Here is a 21,186-nt window from a genome sequence, read left to right on the forward strand (position 1 = left end):
GCTCACGCGTCCTCCTCGCCCTCGGACGCCGCCGGTTCGGCGAGTCGCGCGAGTTTCGCCAGGACCTCCGGGTCGAGCGCGGCGGCGATCGGGCGGCTGCCACGGGCGGACAGTTCGGCGAACCAGCCCTGGAAGTACGCACGCACCGCGTCGGCCCGCGCGGTGGTGTACCCGAGTCGGCGGAAGTCCGCGTCCTCGCGCTCGGTGACGTGCTTGAACCCGGTCAGGAAGTCCTCGGCGCGCAGTTCGGGGTCGTAGGCCAGCGCCAGTTCGAGCAGCCGCCCGGTGTCGTAGCCGGCGGAGAGCGCGAACACGTCGAACGCGTCCCGGAGTTCGGCCCGCGACCCCAGGGTGACCACCTTCGCGGCGGCGAGGTCGTCGGGATGCGGCACGGGGACGTCGTCCACCACGACCGGCTCGTGCCGACGCGGCCCGACGTACAGGCTCACGGGGATCGCCCGCTTGGCGCCCGGCGCCCGGACGTTCAGCCCGACCCTGGTCTTGCCGGCCGCCTTGCCGTCGACGCCCACGCCGAACCCCGCCTCGGTCAACGCGGCCACGATCGCGGCCCGCGCGGCCCCGAGCCGCTTGCCGTCACGCGCGGGCAGGGCGAGGTCGACGGTGTCACCCTCCCGCTCCACGAGCCCGTGCCGCGCCAGCCCCCGACTGCCGCCCAGGGCGACCCCGAAGGGCTCGCCGGCGGTCACGGCGATGCGGATGATCTGCTCTTCGGGGCTGTGCGGCACGGCGTCGAATCCTCGCGTTTCGGGATTCCCAGCGTACGCGGAGACCGGCGCGGGGCCTGTCGGGACCCAAAAGGGCCCGCCGCGCGGGAGCTTGCGCGGCGGGCCCTCTCCGGTTACGGGTCAGGCGAGCGGTGGGGCCGCGTCCGCCAGGGCCTCGATGGCCGCGGTGAAGCAGGATGCCGGAGGGGTTACCAGGCCGGCGCCGACCTGGCCGGTGCCGGCCACCTTGCCGGCGATGCCGGTGTTGATTTGCGGCAGGATGCCGGTGCGGACGACCTTGGTGACGTCGATGCCCGTGGGTGTGCCGCGGAAGTCGAGGACCGGGATCTGATAGGCCGGGTTCTCCGCCAGCGTGATCTCGTACATCCGCCGCGTCGCGGCGAGTGCGTCGTCGACCTCGCCGCCGATGAAGCGCACGATCGCCGGCGCCGCCGCCATCGCGAAGCCGCCGATGCCGGCCGTCTCGGTGATCGCCGAGTCGCCGATGTCCGGGTTGGCGTCGTCGGGGCCGTAGGCGCCCAGGTACAGGCCGTCCGGCACCTCGGCCGGGCCGGTGTACCAGCGGTCGCCGGTGCCGGAGACCTGGATGCCGAAATCGGTGCCGTTGCGGGCCATCGCCACCACCAGCGAGGAGCCGGGGACGTCCCGGCCCGCGTCCATGGCCAGCTTGCACGCCGGCATGTCCAGGTTCAGGAAGAAGTGGTCGTTGCCGCCGACGAAGCGGGCCGCCTCGGCGATGTCCTTGGTCGGCGCGCCGCTGTCGACCATGCTGGGCAGCAGTTCGCGCAGGAGCATGAGCGTGCCCGCGCGGTTGCGGTTGTGGCCCTCGTCGCCCATCTGGAGCATCTGCGCGATGATCGCGCGGATGTCGATCGGCTCACCCGCGCGCACCGCGGTGCGCAACAGCGGGCCGAGCACCGCCGACATCCACTGCAGCCGCTCGATCACCTCGGGCCCGTACGCGCCGTAACGCAGCACCTTGCCCAGGCCCTCGTTCAGCGAGCACCAGGCGCGGGTGCCGTGCGTGGTGTCCTCCAGCTCGAACATCCACATCGACGGGCTGACCACGCCGGCCATCGGCCCCACCGCGTGGTGGTGGTGGCAGGAGTCCAGCTCGGCGTGCCCTTCGGCGAGGAACTTCTCCGCCGCCTCGGGGGTGTCGGCCAGGCCCTCGAAGAGCACCGCGCCGATCAGCGCGCCGCGCATCGGTCCGGACGCCCGCGCCCAGTCGATCGGCGGCCCCGCGTGCCGGAACTGACCCGCCGTCAGGCCCAGTGCCTCGCTCGCCGGCTTGACGTCGACCAGGTGCGGGGTCGAGGCCAACACCCGCTCGATCGCGACCTTGTCGGCCGCGTCGCGCCGCTCGTCGGCGAGTACGCGGGCCAGTGCGTCGGAGGTGCCGGGCAGCGGCGGGCGCCAGTCGACGGCGGTCACGGGCACGGCCTGCGCGGCGAGAGCGTCGGCGAGCAGTTCGGCGCCGACCGCGACCACCGACGGGTCCTGGGTGAGAAGACGGTTGGGAGCGCTCACGCGTCGAGCCCTTCTACGATCGCCACGGCGCGCCGGGCGGCCTCGGCATTGGACAGGTGGACCTCGGCGCCGGCGTCGGCCAGCGTGCGGGCCTGGGCCTCCAGGTCCTGCGGGTCCAGGTCGGTCCCGCACAGCGAGATCAGTACGACGGGCGCGTCGGGGCCGGCCGTGCGCAACACCGCGGCCAGGTCGGCGGCCGGGTCGGCGTGCGCGCCGTGGCCGAGTACGACGTCCAGGAGCAGCACCGCGGCGGCCGGGTCGGCCAGTTCCTCGGCGAGGCGTTCCAGGCGCAGGCTCGGGTCGATCATCGGGTGGGGGCGACCCGCGGTCAGGCCGTCGTCGCCGAAGTCGATCATCAGGTGGCCGGCCGCACGCAGATCGGCCGGCAGCGCCCACTCGGGCCGCAGCGGGATGTTGGACGCGACCGGTCCGAGCCGGTCGGCGGCGATGATCATCGCCTCGTCGCACAACGTGCCGCCGCAGAACAGCCCGCGCAGCGCGCCGGTGCGCGGCGTGCGCGGCGACTCGGCCGGCCACACCCGGTCCTCGACGCCGGCGTGGCCGATCGCGGCGAGCGCCTTGGTGGCGGCGGCCGTCAGGTCGTCCCGGCCCTGCCCGAGGAAGGCGAGCTGCACCGGTGTGCTCAGGGTCGCGGCATAACGCTCGACCTCGGCGGCCACCGCGTCGGCCGGCGGCTTGGACACCACCACGATCAACTCGGTGTTCGGGTCGGCGTCCAGCATGGCCAGCGCCTGGAGCGTGGAGCGGGCGCCGACGGCCTCGCTCAGGTCGCGCCCGCCCACGCCGAGGCAGTGGCTGACCCCGCTGCCGGCCGCGTGCAGCAGGCACATGAGTTCCTGCGAGCCGGTGCCGGAGGCGGCCACGATGCCGATCGGGCCGCCGCGCACGGTGTTGGCGAAGCCCAGGCCGACGCCGCCGACCAGCGCCGTGCCGCAGTCCGGGCCCATCACGAGCAGGCCGCGCTCGCGGCCCATGTCCTTGAGCCGGATCTCCTGCTCGACCGGCACGTTGTCGCTGAAGATCAGCACGTCCAGGCCCGCTTCCAGGGCGTCGACGGCCTCGGCGAAGGCGTGCGGTCCGGGGACCGAGATCAGCGCCAGGGTGGCGTCGGTGCCGGAGGCGGCGGCGGTGCGGATCGTGCGCGGGGGCACGCCGGAGGCCGAGCCGATCCCGCCGCCACCGCCCGTGGACAGTTCCAGGGACGTCTCCAGGACCGCCTTGGCGCGGCTCAGCGCGTCCTCGTCCTCGGCCCGGATCGCCACGATCAGGTCGTTGGGTCCGGCGCCGTCGGGGGTTTCGAAGCCCATGCCCGCCAAGAGGCCGACGTTGAGTTCCGTCGCCATGGCGACGAGCGCCTTGGTCACCCCGTCCACCGCGGATACCGATCGGCTCACCTGCATCAGGCTGACCGAGTCTCGGTATGTTCCGCGGCGCAGCTCAAGCGCGCTGCTCACGGGCGCTCCTTCCTTCGGGGTACGGGAGTTTCGGGTGCGGGAGTTTCGGGTGCGGGATTTCGGCCGGCGCGGCGCCCGTGCGCATCGCCTCGGCACCGGCGAGCACGCCGAGGGCGAGGTCCGCGCCGGAGGTGTGACCCACCGTCAGCAGGCGGCGCAGGCACGGGAGTACGTCGGTGTCGCGGCCCATCGCGCCGATCAGGTCGATCAGTTGTGTACAGCCGTCGCCGCGGGCGGCGTGGCCGAGCAGTGCGGCGGACAGGTCGGTGGTGCGGCCCCGGGCGTGTGCGGCGACGCGGGCGCCGAGGGTGCGCGCGTGCCGGGCGCCGGCCGCTACGGGGTCGAGGTGGCGCAGCGCGAGCAGGAAGCCGCAGAGCGCGTCGTCGCCGCTGGGGGTCAGGCCGGGGCCGAGCCCGATCAGGCGCAGCGCGGCGCCGGCGGCCCGTTCGGGGTCGGTGTAGGCGTACCGGCTCAGCGCGGCCAGATCGGCCCGGGCGCCGGCGGGCAACCCGGTGGCGGCGGTGTCCAGCGCGGCGCACAGGGTCGTCGCACCGTGGGCGCGGGTGCGCACGTCACCGGGCGCGGGCGGGCGCGGCGGCGTCCACCACCGAACCACGTCCACCCGCAGCGCCCCGAGGCCGACCGCTCCATCGCCGATCCGCGCGTCGGTGGAACCGGCCGACACCGGAAACGGCGACCGCTCGGTGCGCGCGGCGAGCACGACGGCATTCGGCAGCCGCACGGCGTCGTGCGTACACACCGTCACGACCTCTCCGGAGTCGACATCGGCCAGGTACACCGCGGCCGGAAACACCCCGAGCACCCGAGCGGCCCGCTCGGGCCCCGCCAACACCGCACGCAACACCGTCGACGCCGACCCGGGCACGGACACCGGGCCCACCGGCGGCACGGCGCCCGGCGCGGCCACCGATGCCGGCGCGCGGTTCACCTCTCCCGGGTCTGCCACGGTCGTGCCTCCCGGTGCGAGCGATGCGGTGCGGTGCGATGCGAAGCGTGCCGAAGCGGCTGCCGTATACGTCGGAAACGGTACGAAGTCGCCCGTGGACACGGTGTGCCCGTGACGCCGGAGGCACGAGTGCACCGGTGGGGCGTCTCGTCCGAACCGATTTGAATCGGACCGGCTCTATGTCTGTTGTGAACGTAATCCAATGGCTATGGTCCTCGAATGGAGCAAGTTGCCAACCTTGGCGCACTTAATTCGCGTAATCTGCCAAGCCCTGGCGGAGGCCCCGGCGGGGTGCGAACCGCGAGTACCGGCACGCTCGTTCGCGGCGTCCCGGTCCGCGACGTGCTCAGCCTCTCCAGCCTGTCGGGCGCCGAACTGATGGCCGGCGAGCGCGGCCTGGACCGCGTCGTGCAGCGACTCAACGTGATGGAGGTCCCGGACATCCTGCCGTGGACCAAGCCGCACGAACTCCTCCTGACCACCGGATACCCGCTGCGCGAGACCCCGCAGTCCCTGTGCGACCTGGTCACCGCGCTCGAATCGCGCCGGTTGGCCGCGGTCGGCATCAAGCTCGGCCGCTACCTCGACGAGCTGCCCGCCGACATGCTGGCCGCCGCCGACCGGGTCGGCCTGCCCATCATCCGCCTGCCCGACGACGTCGCCTTCGACGACATCCTCAACCAGGTGCTCACCGACATCCTCAACCGGCAGGCCGCGGTGCTGGCCCGCTCCGAGGAGGCGCATCGCGCACTGGTCAGCGTCGTGCTCGCGGGCGGCGCCCTCGAAGCGATCACCGACGAGCTCAGCCGCCTGCTCGGCGGCACCGTCATGGTCACCACCCCCGACGGCCGGCTCCTGGCGTCCTCCGAATCCCACAACGAGGGCGAGACGGCGCGGCAGACCGCCACCGCGCGCCGCGCGCTGTTCGACGCCTCGGGACGCTTCCGTGTCGAGCGCTTCAAGCACGGCGCCGGCGCCCTGGAGGATCCCGGTACCGGCGTGGCGCTCGTACCGATCCTGGCCGGCGCCCTCGACCATGGTCGGGTGGTCCTGATCTCCGCCGGTCGTACCCTGGACGAGAGCGACATCCAGGTGCTCGAACGGGCCGCGGCCACCGCCGCCCTCGTGATCACCAAAGACCTCGCGGTCGCCGCCGTGGAGAGCAAGTACCAGGGCGACTTCATGCGCGACCTGCTGGCCGGGCGGGCGGGCGATCCCGCGCACACCGTGCGGCACTGCGCCTCGCTCGGCTGGGCCATCGACCGCCCGCTGATCGTGGTGGTCGCCCAACTGGAGCCGGGCGAGGGTCCCGACCCCGACTCCGACGATCTACGGCCCGCCCACGAGCGGTTCGCCACCGCCTGGGGCATGGTCGTGCGCGAGCGCGACTCGCGCGCGGCCGTGGTCGGCTACAGCCAGGAGGTGGTGGTCGTGATGGGCGCCTCCCAGCGCACCGCGCCCGGCGAGACGGTCCGCCAGATGGTCACCCAGGTCTCCGGCGACGGGGGCGGCGGACGCCGGTCCTTCTCCACCGGGGTCAGCCGCGTGGTCACCGATCCGGCGCTGCTTCCCGAGGCGTACGAACAGGCCCGCCGGGCGGCCAAGGTCGGCCGCCAGATGCACGGCCCGGGCGGCATCGCCGACTTCGACAGCCTGGGCGTGTACCGGCTGCTCAGCCTGGTCCCCGACTCCGCCGAACTGACCAGCTTCATGCGGGAGACCCTCGGCGAACTCGCGAGCCGCGAGGACGAGGAGACCACCGATCTGCGCACCACCCTGGAGGTGCTCCTGGACACCAACCTGAACGTGGCCGAGACGGCCCGGATCCTGCATTTCCACTACAACACGCTGCGCTATCGGATCGGCAAGCTGGAACGACTGCTCGGCGCGTTCACCACCGACTCGCATCTACGGCTCAACATCATGCTGGCGCTCCAGGTGCGCCGCATGCGCGGGCTGTAGCGCGGCGCGCACGTACGGAGAAAGCCTTGGTCGTTCATCCATACGCCGACACACGACGGCAACAAACCTTGGGTGAATTCCACAACACCACCGGACGAGCTCTGTCACCTATCACCCAAGCCCCGGTGACGGACCCGTCCATAACCTTCCCCCAACCTCGTGGCGAGACCGGCGGACTCCACCGGATCGCGCTCACCGTGCCGGGTCGTGCGACAACGAATCGCCCTCGCACCCCCCTACGCCTGGAAGGCGGCTGAACATGGCACTCGGCTTGGGATGGAAGCTCTACGGGGACGGCAGCACCCCACCTCCGGGTGAGGTCGTACGCCCCGACGAACGGCTCTCGTGGGGTCGGACCATCGGTCTGGGAGCACAGCACATCGTCGCGATGTTCGGCGCGACATTCGTTTTCCCCGTGATCATGGGCCTGGACCCGAACCTGGCGATCATGATGTCGGGTCTGGCCACCGTGGTCTTCCTGCTCGTCGTGCAGGGAAAGATCCCCAGCTACCTCGGCACCAGCGCCGCGTTCGTCGGCGCGGTCACCACGATCCGCGCCTCCGGCGGCTCCAGCGCGACGGTCACCGGCGCGATCCTGGTCGCCGGCGCCGTACTCGCGCTCGCGGGCGTGCTGATCCACCTGCTCGGCGCCGAAGTGGTCAACAAGGCCCTGCCGCCGGTGGTCACCGGCGCCGTGGTGTTGCTGATCGGCTTCAACCTGGCCCCCGTGGTGGCCAAGACCTACTGGCCGCAGGACCAGTGGATCGCGATACTGACGATGACCGCGGTGATCGCGATGACCGTGCTGCTGCGCGGCTTCTGGTCGCGCATCGCGATCTTCCTCGGGCTCGTCTTCGGCTACGTGCTGTCGTGGCTGTTCGACAAGGGGTTCGGCCAGATCACCTCGGTGCAGCCCGGACAGCACGACGGCAAGGAGTTCGCCCACGACCGGGTCGACTTCTCCGGCGTCACCTCGGCCGACTGGTTCGGCATGCCCTCCACGCACGCCCCGGACTTCAAGACCTCGGCCATCCTGGTCGCGCTGCCCGCGGTGATCGCGCTGATCGCGGAGAACGCCGGCCACGTCAAGGCGGTCTCCGAGATGACCGGCGCCGACCTGGACGGCAGCCTGGGCAAGGCGATCACCGCCGACGGTGTCGGCACCATGATGGCCAGCGCCGTGGGCGGCTCGCCGACCACCACCTACGCCGAGAACATCGGCGTGATGGCCGCCACCCGGGTCTACTCCACGGCCGCCTACTACGTGGCCGCGGTCGTCGCCGTGCTGTTCGGCCTGTGTCCGAAGTTCGGCGCGCTGATCGCGGCCACCCCGGGCGGGGTGCTCGGCGGCATCACCGTCGTGCTCTACGGCATGATCGGCCTGCTCGGCGCCAAGATCTGGATCGAGAACAGGGTCGACTTCGCCAACCCGATCAACCTCGTCCCGGTCGCGGCCGGCGTGGTCATCGGCATCGGCGGCGTCGCGATCAAGTTCAACGACGACTTCGTCATCGAGGGCATCGCGCTCGGCACCATCGTGACCCTGGTGGTCTACCACGCCCTGCACGCCCTGGCCCCCGCGCACATGCGCGACCCCAAGGCCCCCGCCGACGTCGAACTCGAGGGCGGTACCGCGCTGTCCCTGGGCACCGTGGAGGAACACCCGCCCGGCGGCAAGCCGTTGGCCGGCAGCAGTGCCGCGCCCCCGCCGCCGCAGAGCTGACCCACCCACCCGCACCACCGCACGCACCACCTGGAGGGGACGACTCGTGAAGCCGCCGGCATTCCGATATCACGCACCGACCGACCTGGCCGAGGCCCTCGACGCCCTCGCCGAGGTCGGCCACGACGGAAAGGTCCTCGCCGGCGGCCAAAGCCTGATCCCGATGCTCAACATGAGACTCGCCGCCCCGGCCCACCTGGTGGACATCAACGGGCTCAGCGAGTTGGCCTACGTCCGCACCGACCCCGGCGGCGTCGCGGTGGGCGCGCTCGCCCGGCACGCCGAGGTCGAGGCGGACGAGGCCGCGCACGCGGCGGTCCCGCTGCTGCGCCAGGGCCTGCGCCTGGTCGCCCACCCGGTGATCCGCAACCGCGGCACCACCGTGGGCAGCCTCGCGCACGCCGACCCCTCCGGCGAGATGACCGCCGTACTCGCCCTGCTCGGCGGCTCGATGACGCTCGCCCGCAAGGGCTCGACCCGCACGGTCGCCGCCGAGGACTTCTTCGTCGGCCCGCTGGAGGCCGCCATCGAGGAGGGCGAACTCGCCGTCGCCGCCTACTTCCCCCGCCTGCCGGGCCGCACCGGCACCGAGTTCGTCGAGATCGCCCGCCGGCACGGCGACTACGCGATGTGCGGGGTCGCGGCGGCGGTCACCGTCGACGACGACCTGCGCATCGTCTCGGCCCGCGCCGCCTACCTCTCGCTCTCCCCCGTCCCGCTCGTGCTCGACCTCACCGACGCGCTGATCGGCCGCACCGCCGACACCGCCGTGTGGCAGGACGCCGCGACGCTGGCCGCCGGGAGCCTGGAACCCGAGGGCGACATCCACGCCACCGCCGAATACCGCGCCCAACTGGCGGGCGTACTCACCGTCCGGGCACTGCGCACCGCCACCGAGCGCGCGGCCCTGGTCGACCCCAACGGCACCACAGGCACCACCAGCACCGAGCGGAGCGCCCGATGACCGAGACGCAGATCCCCACCGAGCAGCGGCTCGACATCCGGCTGAGCGTGAACGGCGTACTGCACACCACCACCGTCACCCCGCGCCGGCTGCTCTCCGACTGCCTGCGCCACGACCTGGGCCTTACCGGCACCCACGTCGGCTGCGAACACGGCGTCTGCGGCGCGTGTACCGTGCGCGTCGACGGCAAGCCGATGCGCGCCTGCCTGATGTTCGCGGTCAGCGCCCAGGGCCACGAGATCACCACCGTCGAGGGCCTCGCCGAGCCCGACGGCACCATGCACCCCGTACAGCAGGCGTTCCGCGAGTGCCACGGCCTCCAGTGCGGCTTCTGCACCCCCGGGTTCCTCACCGTCGTCTCCGCCTTCCTGGAGGAGAACCCGACGCCCACCGAGGAGGAGGCCCGCGAGGCGGTCTCCGGCAACCTGTGCCGCTGTACGGGCTACCAGAACATCGTCAAGTCCGTGCTGCGCGCTGCCGAGATCACGGAAGAACGCAAGGGCTGCGCGCACGCCGAGGGGGACGCCCGATGACCACCAAGATGTTCGGCGCGCCGGTGCAACGCACCGAGGACCTGCGCCTGTTGGTCGGCAACGGCCGCTACCTCGACGACCTGGGCGAGGGCGCCTACGAGGCCGCGTTCGTGCGCAGCCCGCACGCGCGGGCCCGAATCACCGGAATCGACGTCACCGGCGCGCTCGACGTCGACGGCCTGATCGCGATCTACACCTACGAGGACCTGGCCGGCCGGGTCGCCGAGCCGCTGCCGCTGCTCATCCCGCACCCCTCGCTCACCCACGGGCGCACCGCGTACCCGCTGGCCAAGGAGTTCGTCAACCACGTCGGCGAGGCCGTCGTGATGGTGGTGGCCACCGACCGCTACCTCGCCGAGGACGCGTGCGAGCGGATCACCGTCGAGTACGAGGCGCTGCCGCCGGTGGTCGGCATCGAGAACGCGTTCCGCGCGGACCGCCTCGTGCACGACGACGTGCCGGGCAACTGCGCCGCGCACCTGGTCCAGGAGGTCGGCGACGCGCCCGCCGCGATCGCCGCCGCGCCCAACCGGCTCGAACTGAAGCTGGACATCGAGCGCAGCGCGTGTATGCCGATGGAGGGCCGCGGCGTCTACGCCCGCTGGGACGCGGCCGACGAGAGCCTGCGCGTGTACACCTCGACCCAGACCTCCACGGGCGTCCGCGCCGCCGTGGCGGCCAAGTTGGACCTCCCGCTGGACCGGGTCGAATGCGTCACCCCCGACGTGGGCGGCGGCTTCGGCGTCAAGATCGTGCACCCGTGGCCCGAGGAGATCCTGATCCCGTGGGCGGCCCGGCTGCTCGACCACGAGGTCAAGTGGACCGAGGACCGCCGCGAACACTTCATCTCCGCCGCCCACGAGCGCGGCCAACTCCAGACCGTGCGGGTCGGGTTCGACGACGACGGCCGACTGCTCGGCCTGGACGTGGAGATCCTGCACGACAACGGCGCGTACACCCCGTACGGGATCATCGTGCCGATCATCACCTCGACGCAGCTGCTCGGCCCGTACAAGCCCGGCGCGTACCGGGTCGACTTCCGCAGCCTGTACACCAACACGGTGATAGTCACCCCGTATCGCGGCGCGGGCCGCCCGCAGGGCGTGTTCGCGATGGAGCGGGCGATGGACGCGATCGCCGACCACCTGGGCAAGGACCGCACCGAGGTGCGCGCGGTCAACTTCATCCAGCCCGACGAAATGCCGTACGACCACGGGCTGTTGTTCCAGGACGGCCGGCCGCTGATCTACGACTCGGGCGACTTCCCCGGCTCGCTGGAGGCGCTGAAGAAGCTGGTCGGCTGGGACGAGTTCGAGGCGTACCGGGCGCAGGCGCGCGCCGAGGGCCGCCGGGTGGGCATCGGCGTGGCGTGCTACGTCGAGGGCACCGGCGTCGGCCCGTACGAGGGCGGCCACGTCCAGGTCGAGACCACCGGCAAGGTCGTCGTCGCCACCGGCCTGACCAGCCAGGGGCAGGGCCACCAGACGGTGTTCGCGCAGATCGTCGCCGACGAGCTGGGCGTGCCGATCGAGGACGTCACGGTCACCACCGGCGACACCCGCCGATTCCCGTACGCGGTGGGTACGTTCGCCTCGCGCGCGGCGGTGATGAGCGGCAACGCCATCGCGCTGGCCGCGCGCAACGTCAAGGCCAAGGCGCTGCGGATCGCCGGCGAGGCGCTGGAGGCCGACCCGCGCGACCTGGAGATCGTGGACGGGCACGTGCGGGTCAAGGGCAGCCCCGGCGCTTCGGTCGCGCTGGGCACCGTGGCGGTGTTGTCCAACCCGCTGCGCTACGCGTTCGACGAGGCGTCCAAGGCGGCCACCCAGCTGACCGGCAAGGCCGACTTCTCCAAGCCGCCGGTCGCCGAGGACGACGAACCGGGCCTGGAGGGGCGCGACTACTACTCGCCGCCGACCGCGACGTTCGCCAACGGGATGCACGCGGTGATCGTGGAGACCGATCCCGACACCGCCGAGATCCGCGTCCTGCGCTACTGCGTCGTGCACGACTGCGGGCACCTGATCAACCCGATGATCGTCGAGGGCCAGGTGCACGGCGGCGTCGCCCAGGGCGTCGGCGGCGCGCTGTACGAGCGTATGGAGTACGACGAGCACGGGCAGTTGGTGAACGCGTCGTTCATGGACTTCCTGATGCCGTACGCCAGCGAGGTCCCCAAGATCGAGATCGACCACCTGGAGACGCCCTCCCCGCTCAACCCGCTCGGCATCAAGGGCGCGGGCGAGGCCGGCGTCATCCCCGCGGCGGCGGTGTTCGCGTCCGCGATCGAGGACGCCGAGGGTTTCCCGATCACGCGGATGCCGATCCAGCCGTCCGAACTCTTCCACCTGCGCAAGCGGTTCGCCGCCGGCGAGATCCCGGCGCTGCGCCGGGGCGCCGACCATGCCGCCGGCACCCACCGTTAAGGAGCACGACCCAGCATGAAGGTCCAAGGAAACGCCATCCTGAACGCCCCTGCCGACAAGGTCTGGGCGGCGCTGAACGACCCGGCCGTGCTCACCCGCACGATCCCCGGCTGCGAGAGGCTGGAGGAGACCGGCCCCGACGCGTACCGGATGACCGTGACGATGGGCGTGGCCTCGATCAAGGGCACCTACCTGGGCAACGTGCAGCTCACCGACCAGGTACCGCCGGGCTCGTTCATGCTCAAGGCGTCCGGCTCGGGCGGTCCGGGCACGGTCAGCGCCGAGGTGAAGGTGACGCTGGAGGACATCGACGGCGGCCGGACGCGGTTGGAGTACGACGCGGAGGCCGTGGTCGGCGGGGTGATCGGCGGTGTCGGGCAGCGCATGCTGACCGGGGTGGCCAAGAAGACGGCCGGCGAGTTCTTCAAATCGGTGGACAAGATCCTGACCGGGCAGACGCCGCTCACGGCCGCGCCGAAGGGCGGCGTGCCGGCGGCGGTCAACGGGACTCCCGTGGTGGCGACGGCGGATGGCGGCGCGGTCGCGGCTCCGGCGGGTACGTACGCGGCCCCGGCGTCCGCCTTCTCCGGCGACGACTTCGCCAAGGGCGCGCTGTTCGGCGCGGCGGTGGCGCTGCTGGGCGCGATCGTCGGCGGCGTGATCGCGCGTCGGCGCTGATCCGGTTCGATTTCGGGAAGGGAGCGTCAACATGCGTGCGTTCACGGCCGCGGCCGTTCAGGTCGTGCCTCGCCCGGGGCCGCTCACGGCGGCGGTGGTCGAGGCGAACATCGCCCACGCGTTGCAGTGGGTGACCCGCTGCGTCGAGTCGACCGGCGCGGAGTTGGTGGTACTGCCGGAGAGCGTGACCACGGGCTTCACCCCGGCGCTGCCCGCCGAGGAGTTGTGGGACCTGGTGGACGCCGTCCCGGGCGGGCTCACCGAGCCGTTCCAGGAGCGGGCCCGGGAGTTGGGCGTGCACCTGGTGTGGGGCACGTACGAGCGCGGCGCCGAGCGCGGCGAGGTGTACAACTCGTCGGTGCTGGCCGGTCCCGACGGGCAGGTGCTCGGCGTGTACCGCAAGACTCACCCCTTCGGCCCCGAACTGCGCTCGCGCGGTGGGTGGGTGACGCCCGGTGAGCACGTCAGTGTGGTGGAGACCGACCTCGGTCGGATCGGCATGATCATCTGCTTCGACGGCGACTACCCGGAGCTGAGCCGGATCCAGGCCGTGCGGGGCGCCGAGGTGATCTGCCGTCCGTCGGCGCTGCTGCGCTCCGCCGACCTGTGGGAACTCACCAACCGCGCGCGGGCGTACGACAACCACGTCTACGTCGTCGGCGCCAACGCCACCGGCAGCGACCCGGCCGGCGTGTTGTACTTCGGCAACTCGATGATCGTCACGCCGGGCGCCGAGGTGATCGCACGCGGGTCCTCCCACGAGGGCTGGGTCTCGGCTCGGCTCGACCCGGAGCGCGCGTTGGCGTCGCTGACCCCGGGTTCGAGCGTGCCGCAGGTGTTCGACCACCTGGCCGACCGCAACCTGGATCTGATCGCCAACTACGCGGACGACCTGGTGCGTCCGGCGAAGACGACGTTCCCGCACGGGTAGGCGGGACAGGCGGTTGCCACGAACGACCGACGGGCCGGCGGGGGTTGCCCCCTGCCGGCCCGTCGCGCGTAGCATGCGTGGCGACACCGCACGGGGGGATCCGACATGGAGTACCTGTTCTACTGTCGCGACCGGCCGGGGACTCGCGCACTGCGCGACGAACTCCTGGAAGCGCACTGGGCGTTCATGGACCGCTACGCCGAGGGCATGATCGCCCGGGGACCGACGTTCGCCGCCGACGGGCAGACGGTGACCGGCAGTGTGCACATCGTCGATCTGCCGGATGCCGACGCTGTCCGGGAGTTCGCCTACGACGAGCCGAACCACCGGGCTGGCGTGTACGAGCCGGAGGTGCTGATCCGCCGGTGGGGCAACACGCTGGGCCGGAAGATGTGGGACTTCGAGGGAAGTTCGCCGGCGGGGCCGCGCTTTTTGCTCCTCGCCCACGCTCGGCCCGGCAGCACCGCGGCCCGGGACGCGCTGCATGCCGAACAGCGCCGCCATCTGCTCGACGGCGAGCACGCCGGGTCGCTGATCGTGTGCGGGCCGCTGCTGTCCGAGGACGGTGCGCGGTGGCTGGGCACCGCGATCCTGGCCGAACTCCCGGACCACGCGACGGCGCGGGCGCTGCTCGGGCGGAGCCCGTATGCCCGGGCCGACCTGTACGCGAGCATCGAGGCGCACGCGTGGTGCTTCGGCGGCCGGGATCAGGACGACGACTGATCGGCTCGGCGGCTATTTGCCGAAGCGGCGTTCGCGGGTGGCGTACGAGCGCAGTGCGCGCAGGAAGTCCACGTGCCGGAAGGCCGGCCAGTAGCAGTCCACCCAGTGCATCTCGGCGTAGGCGGACTGCCAGAGCAGGAAGCCGGACAGCCGCTGCTCGCCGGATGTGCGGATGATGAAGTCGGTGTGGGCGGCGGTCGGCGAGTACAGGTGCCGCGAGATGTCCTCGATCTCGAACCGTTCGACCAGCTCGGCCGGGTCGCCGCCGGCCGCCATGTGCTGCTCGAACGCGCTCTTGACCGCGTCGACGATCTCGCGCCGGCCGCCGTAGCCGACCGCGACGTCCACTCTGAGCCCGCCGCGCCCGGCCGTCGCGGCGGTGGCCTCCTTGAGCACCCGGGCACCGGCACCGGGCAGCATGTCCAGCGAGCCGATCACCTGGACCTCCCAGGAGCGGCCCTCGGCGGTGATGTCCCGGACGGTCTCCTCGATGATCTCGATCAGCGGGCCCAGCTCCTCGGCGGGCCGGCCGAGGTTGTCGTCGGAGAGCATGAACAGGGTCACGTGCTCGATCCCGGCGGCGCTGCACCAGCCCAGGAACTCGGTCACCTTCGCGCCGCCGGCGCGGTAGCCCTCCCGCACATCGGAGTGTCCCGCCTTGCGCGCCCAGCGCCGATTGCCGTCGAGCATGATCCCGACATTCTGCGGACGCGGCAGCCCGACCAGGGTCGAGGCCAGCCGGCGCTCGTACACCGCCTCGATCGGCCGTCGAATGAACAGCGGGAGCAGCTTCATGACCTTCTCCGTCGCATCACGTCGTGGCAGCCTCGGCGGACCCTACCAGGGGGTTACCTCACCCGCTTCGCCAAGCCTCTCCAAAACCGTTACCACACAGGCTACTTGGCCGGGTGCCACACCCGCGGACACGCCGGGGCCACTGTAGTTCATATGTCATATATGGGACTATTACCGTATATCGGCCACACGCTATTCGGCGTCATTTCCACCGGTCGGACCGCACGCTCGCCGGCCGCGGCGCGCCGGAGACGGCGGTCCGCCACCCGAGGTGTCCGTGGCCTACTACGCCGACCTGATACCGGGCCTGCCGCTCCGCGAGGTTTTCCGGCGTCAGCGGCTGCGCCGACGCCCCGCCGCCCAGTTCGGGGTCGAACGGCGGCGCGGCTCGGAAGGTACGCGTGGGGTCCATGCGACGCAGTCAACCATCCGCCCGGACGGCCGCCGGCGGTCACATCGGCCGGCGCGCGACAGGCCGCGGGATCGAGGCACCGGGGCTCGTCGACGTCTTCGCCGGCACGGGGACATGGCTGCGCGTGGCCCGGTGACGCTGCTCAGGCCGCGGGACGCCGGGGCTTGAGCAGGTCCGTGACGAGGGTGTCGACCAGGGCGCGCGGGATGGTCGAGCCGGTCATCGCGCGGTAGACGATCGGGCCGACGAGGGCGTCCATCGTGGCGTCGGGGGCCAGGTCGGGGGCGATCTCGCCGGCGGCGGTGGCACGGGCGAGCAGGTCGCGCTCGGCGGCGCGGCGGGGGTCGAGATAGCGCTCGTGCAGCGAGGCGGCCGTGGCGGAGTGGTGCTGGGCCTCGGCCAGGAGCGCGAGCAGGACCCGGCCCGCCGGATCGCGGGTGACGAAGCGCGCGAAGGCCCGCAGATAACGCCGGATGTCGTCGGCCGTCGGCTGCTCCTCCGTCGGCACCGGGAAGCGCTTTTCGCTGTCCTCGACGAGTACGTCGAGCAGGATCTCGACCTTCGACGGCCACCAGCGGTAGATCGTCTGCTTGGCGACACCGGCCCGGCGGGCGATGGACTCGATGGTCAGCGCACCGAAACCGTGCTCGACGAGCAGGTCGTCTGCGGCGTGGAGCACGGCCAGACGCGCGGCCTCGTCGCGCCGATTCCCGGAGTGCGCCCTGGGGGGCGAAGAGCTGGCGGCGGACATGGGGACACCGTACCGGGCGGCACCGCCGCGATCCAGTCTTGACGCAACGTCTTGTCTAGACACGACGTCGCGTCTAGATTGGAGCCATCGACCTCATGAAGGAGCGAATGTGTCCAGCACCACCACGACCCCGCGCCGGGCCCTCGTCATCGGCGCCTCCCGCGGTCTGGGCCTCGTCCTCGCCGACGAACTGGTTCGCCGCGACTGGCAGGTCACCGCGACCGTGCGCGCGGACGGCGACGAACTGCGCGCGATGGCCCGGCGATCGGGAGGCAGGCTGACGGTCGAGTCGTTGGAGATGACCAGCGCCGAGGATCTGGCGTCGCTGCGCAAGCACCTGGCGGGTACGCGACTCGACCTGCTCTTCGTCAACGCCGCGATCGACCGGGGCGATCTGCCGATCGACCAGGTCCCGACGGAGATGTTCACCGAGGTGATGATCACCAACGCGTTCAGCCCGCTGCGCACCCTCGAAGCACTGCGCGAACTCGTCGCGCCGGGCGGGACGGTCGCGGTGATGTCCTCCGACCAGGGCAGCATCTCGCGCAACACCGAGGGCGGTTACGAGCTGTACAAGGCCAGCAAGGCCGCGCTCAACCAGCTGATGCGCAGCTACACGACCCGCCACGCCGACGACGACCACACGAAGCTCCTCATCGACCCGGGCCACAACCGGACCAGGCTGGGCGGCTTCGACGCACCGTTGGCCCCCGAGGAGAGCATCCCGGCGGTGGTCGACGTCCTGGAGGCGCAGGCGGGCTCCCCCGGGCTCCAGTTCCTGGACCTGAACGGCGAGGTGGTGCCCTGGTAGTTCCGGGGTCCACGCTCACGAATCCCCGATCACCCTGGTGTGCCGATTCGGCGGCGATCGGTGAGTTTTCGGGAACCGGCATTACGGCGGGAATCACCAGGACGAAGCATGATCGCCGGGCTTCCATCTGCTCGGGATCCGCCCTGCGGCGCAATGCGGATCCCGAGCCGTGGTCACCGTGCGCCGGTCCTGTCACCTCCGATACCGCTGCGCCACTGCCGTGAAGGCGGCCTTGGGTTCCCATTCCATGTCGGGGTAGGTCTGCCCCCGGCGCCCTTCGAGGAGTTTGACGATGCCCAGGCCGGCCCGGTCCAAGTCATCCCTGGGATCGCCGTCCGGGCGATGCGGGTAGCCGGGCAAGGCGAACAGGAATACGAACGCGCTGTCCACGCCCTCGGTCTCGAAGATCTCCAGCAGTTCGCTCAGATATGCGGCCTGGCCGGCCTCGTCACGCTCGTATATGCCGTTCAGCCGTACGGGGGCCTTGGTCTCCGAGTCGTACTCGACCACTTCCAGCACCCGCCCACCGCGGTCTCCCGCGCCGCGGTAGGCCGCGGTGCCGAACCCGGTGATGGCGAGCGGCTTCGGGCCTTGGGCCAGGGTGCGCACCGCGTCCCGGAACCGGTCGGCGACCTCGGCGGAGCGGATCAGCTCGAACGTCACCACGTCGAAGGGAGTCCAGTCGACCTGCTCGAACTGGATGGCCGCGTAGGTGAGTTTGCCCTGAAAGTGCTCGCGGACCGTGGCCGCGGCGTCGCGCAGGAACGGGTTCATGCGCCCGCCGAGCTCGCGCATCGCTTCGGCCCGCCGCTCGGGCCGGCCCATCAGCTGCTCGACCCGCTCCTCGGGGCTGTCTCCGGGCAGGAACCCGCGGTTCATCACACTCAGCTCGACCCCTGCGACGAACACGACTGTGGCCCCCTGCCGCCGGAGCCGCTCCGCTCGCTCGGCGCAGTCGCGAAAGAGCGTGAGGATCCGGTCCGGATCCAGCTCCAGCGGGTAGGGCGCGAACCAGACCTCCAGGCCGAGCTCGGCGGCGGCACCGGCGGCCGACTCCAGTCGGTCCGGGTCGCCACCCATGATCTGGACCGCGTTGCAGTGCAGGTCGTCGCGGATGATGGCGAGCTCGCGCCGGACCACCGCGGGGTCGAAGTGCTCGCGGGATATCCGGCCGCGCACGACGAATCCGGTGTCGTAGGTCATTCCCCTTGCTCGCATGATGCCGTCCTCTCCGCCGGTCTCGGTCCGGTCGAGGCTGACAGGAAAAATGCGCGCACGCAAGTTTTCGTACGCGCAACTTTGCGTGCTCGCAGCCCTGTGTGGAACGCTGACGCCGTGACGACACCACCACCGGGGCTGCGGGAGCGGAAGAAACAGGCCACGCGCGAGGCCCTACGCGAGGCGGCCCTGCGCCTGGCCGTCGAGCGCGGGCCCGACCGGGTGCGGGTCGAGGACATCGCCGAAGCGGCCGGGGTCTCGCCGCGCACCTACAACAACTACTTCGCCGGCCGCGAGCAGGCGATCGTCTCCGCTGTCACCGCGGACCGGGAGGCGCGCATCGCGGCGGCGGTCGCGGCCCGGCCCACGGGAGTGCGCCTGGCCGACGCCGTCACCGAAGCGGTGGTCGAGCAGTACACGAACACCGGCGAGCGCGAACACAAGGCACTGCTGTTGATCACCACCCGGACCGCGCTGCGCGACGCGTTCCTCGATACCACCGCCGGCATCGAGCTCCCTCTCACGGCGGTCATCGCCGAACGCCTTCACGACGCGGAAGCGCACACGGCCCGCGTCCTCGCGGCAAGCGTGGCCGCAGCAGTTCGCATCGCGCTGGAAGGCTGGCTCCAGCCGGCCGGGAACGCGGAGTCCGCCGAGAGCTTCGCCGCCGCAGGACTGGTCGTGCCCTCCGGCTCGCTGCCCGACCGGCTCCGCACGGCGCTGGCCCCGCTCGCACCCGCGTTGGACGCCGCCGAGCAACACGCCCGCCGTGACTCGGGCGGGGCGTGACCGTCGACGAGAACGGCCGGTGCTACCGGCCCGACCATCCCAGAGGAGCGACCCGACCCACACGGAAAGGCACCCGCCGGATCGAACCGCACCCCTTCACCGATCCCGCCGGCTCGTGCCGCCCGTGCGGTAGCGGCCCGGGGTGGTGCCGATGACGTGGGTGAAGGCGGTGATGAAGCCGCTGGGGTTGGCCCATCCGCACGCGTGGGCGGTTCGGGTGGTGTCGTGGCCGGCGGCGAGGAGTACGAGTGCGTGGTGGATGCGGAGTTGGGTGCGCAACTCGTGGAAGGTCATGCCGAGTTCGTCGCGCAGCAGGCGGCTGAGGGTGCGCGAGCCGGCGCCGACCGCGTGTCCGAGTTCGGCCAGTGTGGAGTTGTCCGCCGGGGTCTCGGACAGGATCCGCGCGAGGGATCGCAAGCGGTCGTCCCGGGGCTCCGGCAGGTGCAGTGGCTGCTCGCGCGTCTCCCGGAGTTCGTCGACGAGCACACGAAGCAGGCGGGAACGGGCGCCGCGGCCGTAGGCCTGCGCCGCGGAGCCGTCGTCGTCGCGGGGCGCGGTCAGCGCGAGCAGGACCTCGCGCGCGAGGCCGGAGGCCAGGAACACGGCGGGCCGGTCCGGGATGCGCCGGGCCAGGGACGGGGCGAGGAAGACGATACGCATGTCGGTGTCGCCGTGGGCGCGGTGCCGGTGCGGGCATCCGGCGGGCGTCCAGGCGATCCGGTCGGCCGGGACGATCGAAGTGCCCCGGTCGGTGTGCACCGTCAGGACGCCGGTGGCCGCGTAGACCAAGTGCCCGCGCGAATGCGACTGCGGCGCGCTCGCTCCGCCGGACGGCCAGAGGTGGCGCCCACCGGACGGCCACACCTCCGACGTCACTTCGGCGCTTCCACGCGGTTGGCGGCGTTCGGGCATGATGCGGCAGTTTATCGGTGGTCGGCCAGGGCCCGACGTGGTGATCTGGAGTGGTCCCGAGCCACAGACGGCGCACCCGGCGATGCCGCCGCGGTCGAAGAAAGGAAAACCCATGGCGACATTCGTCCTCGTACCCGGCGGTTGGCACGGTGCGTGGTCGTACGACCCGGTGAAACCACTCCTGGAGCGTGCCGGGCACACCGTCCACGCCCTCACCCTGACCGGCCTGCGGCCCGACGACGACGCCGCGACGGTGGCGACCGCCAACCTCGACACGCACGCCGACGACGTATTGCGCCTCCTCGATCGTGCCCACCTCACCGACGCGACACTGGTCGGCCACAGCTACGGCGGCATGGTGATCGCCGCCGCCGCCGACCGAGCCGACGGTCGGGTCGCGCGCCTCGTACACCTCGACGCCTACGTCCCGCGCGACGGCGAATCGTGCTGGTCGTCGACAAGCGACGACTACCGACAGAAGTTCCTGGCCGGCGCCGCGACCAACGGCTACGCCGTACTCCCACCCGCCGGCGGCGACCCCCGCCGCCGGCCCCACCCCCTCGCCTCGTTCACCCAGGCGATCCACCTCACCGGCGCGGTCGACCGGGTCCCCCGCCGCGAGTTCGTCCACTGCTCCGGCTGGGAGGACGGCACCCCCTTCACGCACCTCCGCACCCGCCTGCAAGCCGACCCGGCCTGGCAGGTCCACGACCTCCCGACCGCCCACAACGCCATGCGCGAGGCCCCGCAAGCCGTCGCCGACCTCCTGACGACCCCACACAGCCCAACCACGACAGCCCGGATACCCGCTTCCTGACCGCTCTCGAATACAAGCCGTCG

The 21,186-nt window shown here is 71.8% G+C and carries 20 protein-coding genes; 11 read left to right on the forward strand and 9 right to left on the reverse strand.

The window, feature by feature from the left end; all coding sequences use genetic code 11:
- Positions 1 to 2: 2 nt before the first annotated feature.
- The 4 genes from ACFRCG_RS00460 to ACFRCG_RS00475 all read right to left on the reverse strand — a co-directional run bounded on the left by ACFRCG_RS00460 (position 3) and on the right by ACFRCG_RS00475 (position 4,718).
- Positions 3 to 746: a nucleotidyl transferase AbiEii/AbiGii toxin family protein gene (locus ACFRCG_RS00460; protein WP_380027096.1), complete on the reverse strand. Its 744-nt coding sequence runs from the start codon at positions 744 to 746 to the stop codon at positions 3 to 5.
- A 120-nt stretch (positions 747 to 866) separates the two neighbouring features.
- Positions 867 to 2,276 carry a DUF1116 domain-containing protein gene (locus tag ACFRCG_RS00465; protein ID WP_380027098.1) on the reverse strand — a complete coding sequence of 470 codons (1,410 nt, stop codon included), beginning with the start codon at positions 2,274 to 2,276 and terminating at the stop codon, positions 867 to 869.
- On the reverse strand, positions 2,273 to 3,751 hold the full coding sequence (locus ACFRCG_RS00470) for an FdrA family protein (RefSeq protein ID WP_380027100.1): 1,479 nt from the start codon (positions 3,749 to 3,751) through the stop codon (positions 2,273 to 2,275). Before ACFRCG_RS00470 ends, ACFRCG_RS00465 begins: the two co-directional genes overlap by 4 nt.
- Positions 3,735 to 4,718, reverse strand: coding sequence for a DUF2877 domain-containing protein (locus ACFRCG_RS00475; protein ID WP_380027102.1), 984 nt, complete (start codon positions 4,716 to 4,718; stop codon positions 3,735 to 3,737). The genes ACFRCG_RS00470 and ACFRCG_RS00475 overlap by 17 nt, the downstream gene beginning before the upstream one ends.
- A 291-nt stretch (positions 4,719 to 5,009) precedes the next feature.
- On the opposite strand from ACFRCG_RS00475, the gene ACFRCG_RS00480 reads away from it, so the two are divergent.
- The 8 genes from ACFRCG_RS00480 (at position 5,010) to ACFRCG_RS00515 (ending at position 14,658) form a co-directional block, all read left to right on the forward strand.
- Positions 5,010 to 6,680 (forward strand): PucR family transcriptional regulator, encoded by a 1,671-nt coding sequence (locus ACFRCG_RS00480; protein ID WP_380027104.1) that lies wholly within the window; start codon positions 5,010 to 5,012, stop codon positions 6,678 to 6,680.
- Positions 6,681 to 6,939: 259 nt separating this feature from the next.
- Positions 6,940 to 8,403 (forward strand): uracil-xanthine permease family protein, encoded by a 1,464-nt coding sequence (locus tag ACFRCG_RS00485; RefSeq protein ID WP_380027106.1) that lies wholly within the window; start codon positions 6,940 to 6,942, stop codon positions 8,401 to 8,403.
- Positions 8,404 to 8,449: 46 nt separating this feature from the next.
- Positions 8,450 to 9,367 (forward strand): FAD binding domain-containing protein, encoded by a 918-nt coding sequence (locus ACFRCG_RS00490; RefSeq protein WP_380003853.1) that lies wholly within the window; start codon positions 8,450 to 8,452, stop codon positions 9,365 to 9,367.
- Positions 9,364 to 9,900: a (2Fe-2S)-binding protein gene (locus ACFRCG_RS00495; RefSeq protein ID WP_380027108.1), complete on the forward strand. Its 537-nt coding sequence runs from the start codon at positions 9,364 to 9,366 to the stop codon at positions 9,898 to 9,900. Before ACFRCG_RS00490 ends, ACFRCG_RS00495 begins: the two co-directional genes overlap by 4 nt.
- On the forward strand, positions 9,897 to 12,326 hold the full coding sequence (gene cutA, locus ACFRCG_RS00500; RefSeq protein ID WP_380027110.1) for an aerobic carbon-monoxide dehydrogenase large subunit: 2,430 nt from the start codon (positions 9,897 to 9,899) through the stop codon (positions 12,324 to 12,326). Before ACFRCG_RS00495 ends, cutA begins: the two co-directional genes overlap by 4 nt.
- Positions 12,327 to 12,341: 15 nt before the next feature.
- Positions 12,342 to 13,004: a carbon monoxide dehydrogenase subunit G gene (locus ACFRCG_RS00505; RefSeq protein WP_380027112.1), complete on the forward strand. Its 663-nt coding sequence runs from the start codon at positions 12,342 to 12,344 to the stop codon at positions 13,002 to 13,004.
- A 31-nt stretch (positions 13,005 to 13,035) separates the two neighbouring features.
- A complete protein-coding gene (locus ACFRCG_RS00510) occupies positions 13,036 to 13,935 on the forward strand; it encodes a carbon-nitrogen hydrolase family protein (RefSeq protein WP_380027115.1) in 900 nt (299 codons plus the stop codon).
- 105 nt (positions 13,936 to 14,040) lie between these two features.
- Positions 14,041 to 14,658, forward strand: coding sequence for a YciI family protein (locus tag ACFRCG_RS00515; RefSeq protein ID WP_380027118.1), 618 nt, complete (start codon positions 14,041 to 14,043; stop codon positions 14,656 to 14,658).
- A 12-nt stretch (positions 14,659 to 14,670) separates the two neighbouring features.
- Here ACFRCG_RS00515 and ACFRCG_RS00520 read toward each other — a convergent pair whose 3' ends face one another.
- The 3 genes from ACFRCG_RS00520 to ACFRCG_RS00530 form a co-directional block, all read right to left on the reverse strand.
- Entirely contained in the window at positions 14,671 to 15,453 is a 783-nt protein-coding gene (locus ACFRCG_RS00520) for an isoprenyl transferase (RefSeq protein WP_126641854.1), read from the reverse strand.
- Positions 15,454 to 15,655: 202 nt separating this feature from the next.
- Complete coding sequence (locus ACFRCG_RS00525) at positions 15,656 to 15,865, reverse strand: hypothetical protein (RefSeq protein WP_380027120.1); 210 nt, start codon at positions 15,863 to 15,865, stop codon at positions 15,656 to 15,658.
- 142 nt (positions 15,866 to 16,007) lie between these two features.
- Positions 16,008 to 16,616, reverse strand: a complete 609-nt coding sequence (locus ACFRCG_RS00530) for a TetR/AcrR family transcriptional regulator (RefSeq protein WP_380027123.1) — start codon at positions 16,614 to 16,616, stop codon at positions 16,008 to 16,010.
- Positions 16,617 to 16,725: 109 nt separating this feature from the next.
- Here ACFRCG_RS00530 and ACFRCG_RS00535 point away from each other — a divergent pair, with 109 nt between their 5' ends.
- A complete protein-coding gene (locus ACFRCG_RS00535) occupies positions 16,726 to 17,427 on the forward strand; it encodes an SDR family NAD(P)-dependent oxidoreductase (protein WP_380027125.1) in 702 nt (233 codons plus the stop codon).
- Between the two features lie 192 nt (positions 17,428 to 17,619).
- Here the strand turns inward: ACFRCG_RS00535 and ACFRCG_RS00540 are convergent, their stop codons facing one another.
- Complete coding sequence (locus ACFRCG_RS00540; RefSeq protein ID WP_380027431.1) at positions 17,620 to 18,630, reverse strand: hypothetical protein; 1,011 nt, start codon at positions 18,628 to 18,630, stop codon at positions 17,620 to 17,622.
- A 132-nt stretch (positions 18,631 to 18,762) separates the two neighbouring features.
- Between ACFRCG_RS00540 and ACFRCG_RS00545 the strand changes: the two genes are divergently transcribed.
- Positions 18,763 to 19,434 (forward strand): TetR/AcrR family transcriptional regulator, encoded by a 672-nt coding sequence (locus tag ACFRCG_RS00545; RefSeq protein ID WP_380027127.1) that lies wholly within the window; start codon positions 18,763 to 18,765, stop codon positions 19,432 to 19,434.
- Positions 19,435 to 19,530: 96 nt separating this feature from the next.
- Here ACFRCG_RS00545 and ACFRCG_RS00550 read toward each other — a convergent pair whose 3' ends face one another.
- Positions 19,531 to 20,346 (reverse strand): AraC family transcriptional regulator, encoded by an 816-nt coding sequence (locus ACFRCG_RS00550; RefSeq protein WP_380027129.1) that lies wholly within the window; start codon positions 20,344 to 20,346, stop codon positions 19,531 to 19,533.
- Between the two features lie 112 nt (positions 20,347 to 20,458).
- Between ACFRCG_RS00550 and ACFRCG_RS00555 the strand changes: the two genes are divergently transcribed.
- Positions 20,459 to 21,163 carry an alpha/beta fold hydrolase gene (locus ACFRCG_RS00555; protein WP_380027131.1) on the forward strand — a complete coding sequence of 235 codons (705 nt, stop codon included), beginning with the start codon at positions 20,459 to 20,461 and terminating at the stop codon, positions 21,161 to 21,163.
- Positions 21,164 to 21,186: the final 23 nt, after the last annotated feature.

The organism is Embleya sp. NPDC056575 (assembly GCF_042793325.1).
Taxonomy (GTDB): Bacteria; Actinomycetota; Actinomycetes; order Streptomycetales; family Streptomycetaceae; genus Embleya.

Bases quoted from the DNA above. Each gene is read 5' to 3' on its own strand.
- ACFRCG_RS00510 (WP_380027115.1), top strand. From the start codon at position 13,036: ATGCGTGCGTTCACGGCCGCGGCCGTTCAGGTCGTGCCTCGCCCGGGG.
- ACFRCG_RS00515 (WP_380027118.1), top strand. From the start codon at position 14,041: ATGGAGTACCTGTTCTACTGTCGCGACCGGCCGGGGACTCGCGCACTG.
- cutA (WP_380027110.1), top strand. From the start codon at position 9,897: ATGACCACCAAGATGTTCGGCGCGCCGGTGCAACGCACCGAGGACCTG.
- ACFRCG_RS00550 (WP_380027129.1), bottom strand. From the start codon at position 20,346: ATGCCCGAACGCCGCCAACCGCGTGGAAGCGCCGAAGTGACGTCGGAG.
- ACFRCG_RS00520 (WP_126641854.1), bottom strand. From the start codon at position 15,453: ATGAAGCTGCTCCCGCTGTTCATTCGACGGCCGATCGAGGCGGTGTAC.
- ACFRCG_RS00495 (WP_380027108.1), top strand. From the start codon at position 9,364: ATGACCGAGACGCAGATCCCCACCGAGCAGCGGCTCGACATCCGGCTG.
- ACFRCG_RS00505 (WP_380027112.1), top strand. From the start codon at position 12,342: ATGAAGGTCCAAGGAAACGCCATCCTGAACGCCCCTGCCGACAAGGTC.
- ACFRCG_RS00485 (WP_380027106.1), top strand. From the start codon at position 6,940: ATGGCACTCGGCTTGGGATGGAAGCTCTACGGGGACGGCAGCACCCCA.
- ACFRCG_RS00555 (WP_380027131.1), top strand. From the start codon at position 20,459: ATGGCGACATTCGTCCTCGTACCCGGCGGTTGGCACGGTGCGTGGTCG.
- ACFRCG_RS00525 (WP_380027120.1), bottom strand. From the start codon at position 15,865: ATGGACCCCACGCGTACCTTCCGAGCCGCGCCGCCGTTCGACCCCGAA.
- ACFRCG_RS00540 (WP_380027431.1), bottom strand. From the start codon at position 18,630: ATGACCTACGACACCGGATTCGTCGTGCGCGGCCGGATATCCCGCGAG.
- ACFRCG_RS00530 (WP_380027123.1), bottom strand. From the start codon at position 16,616: ATGTCCGCCGCCAGCTCTTCGCCCCCCAGGGCGCACTCCGGGAATCGG.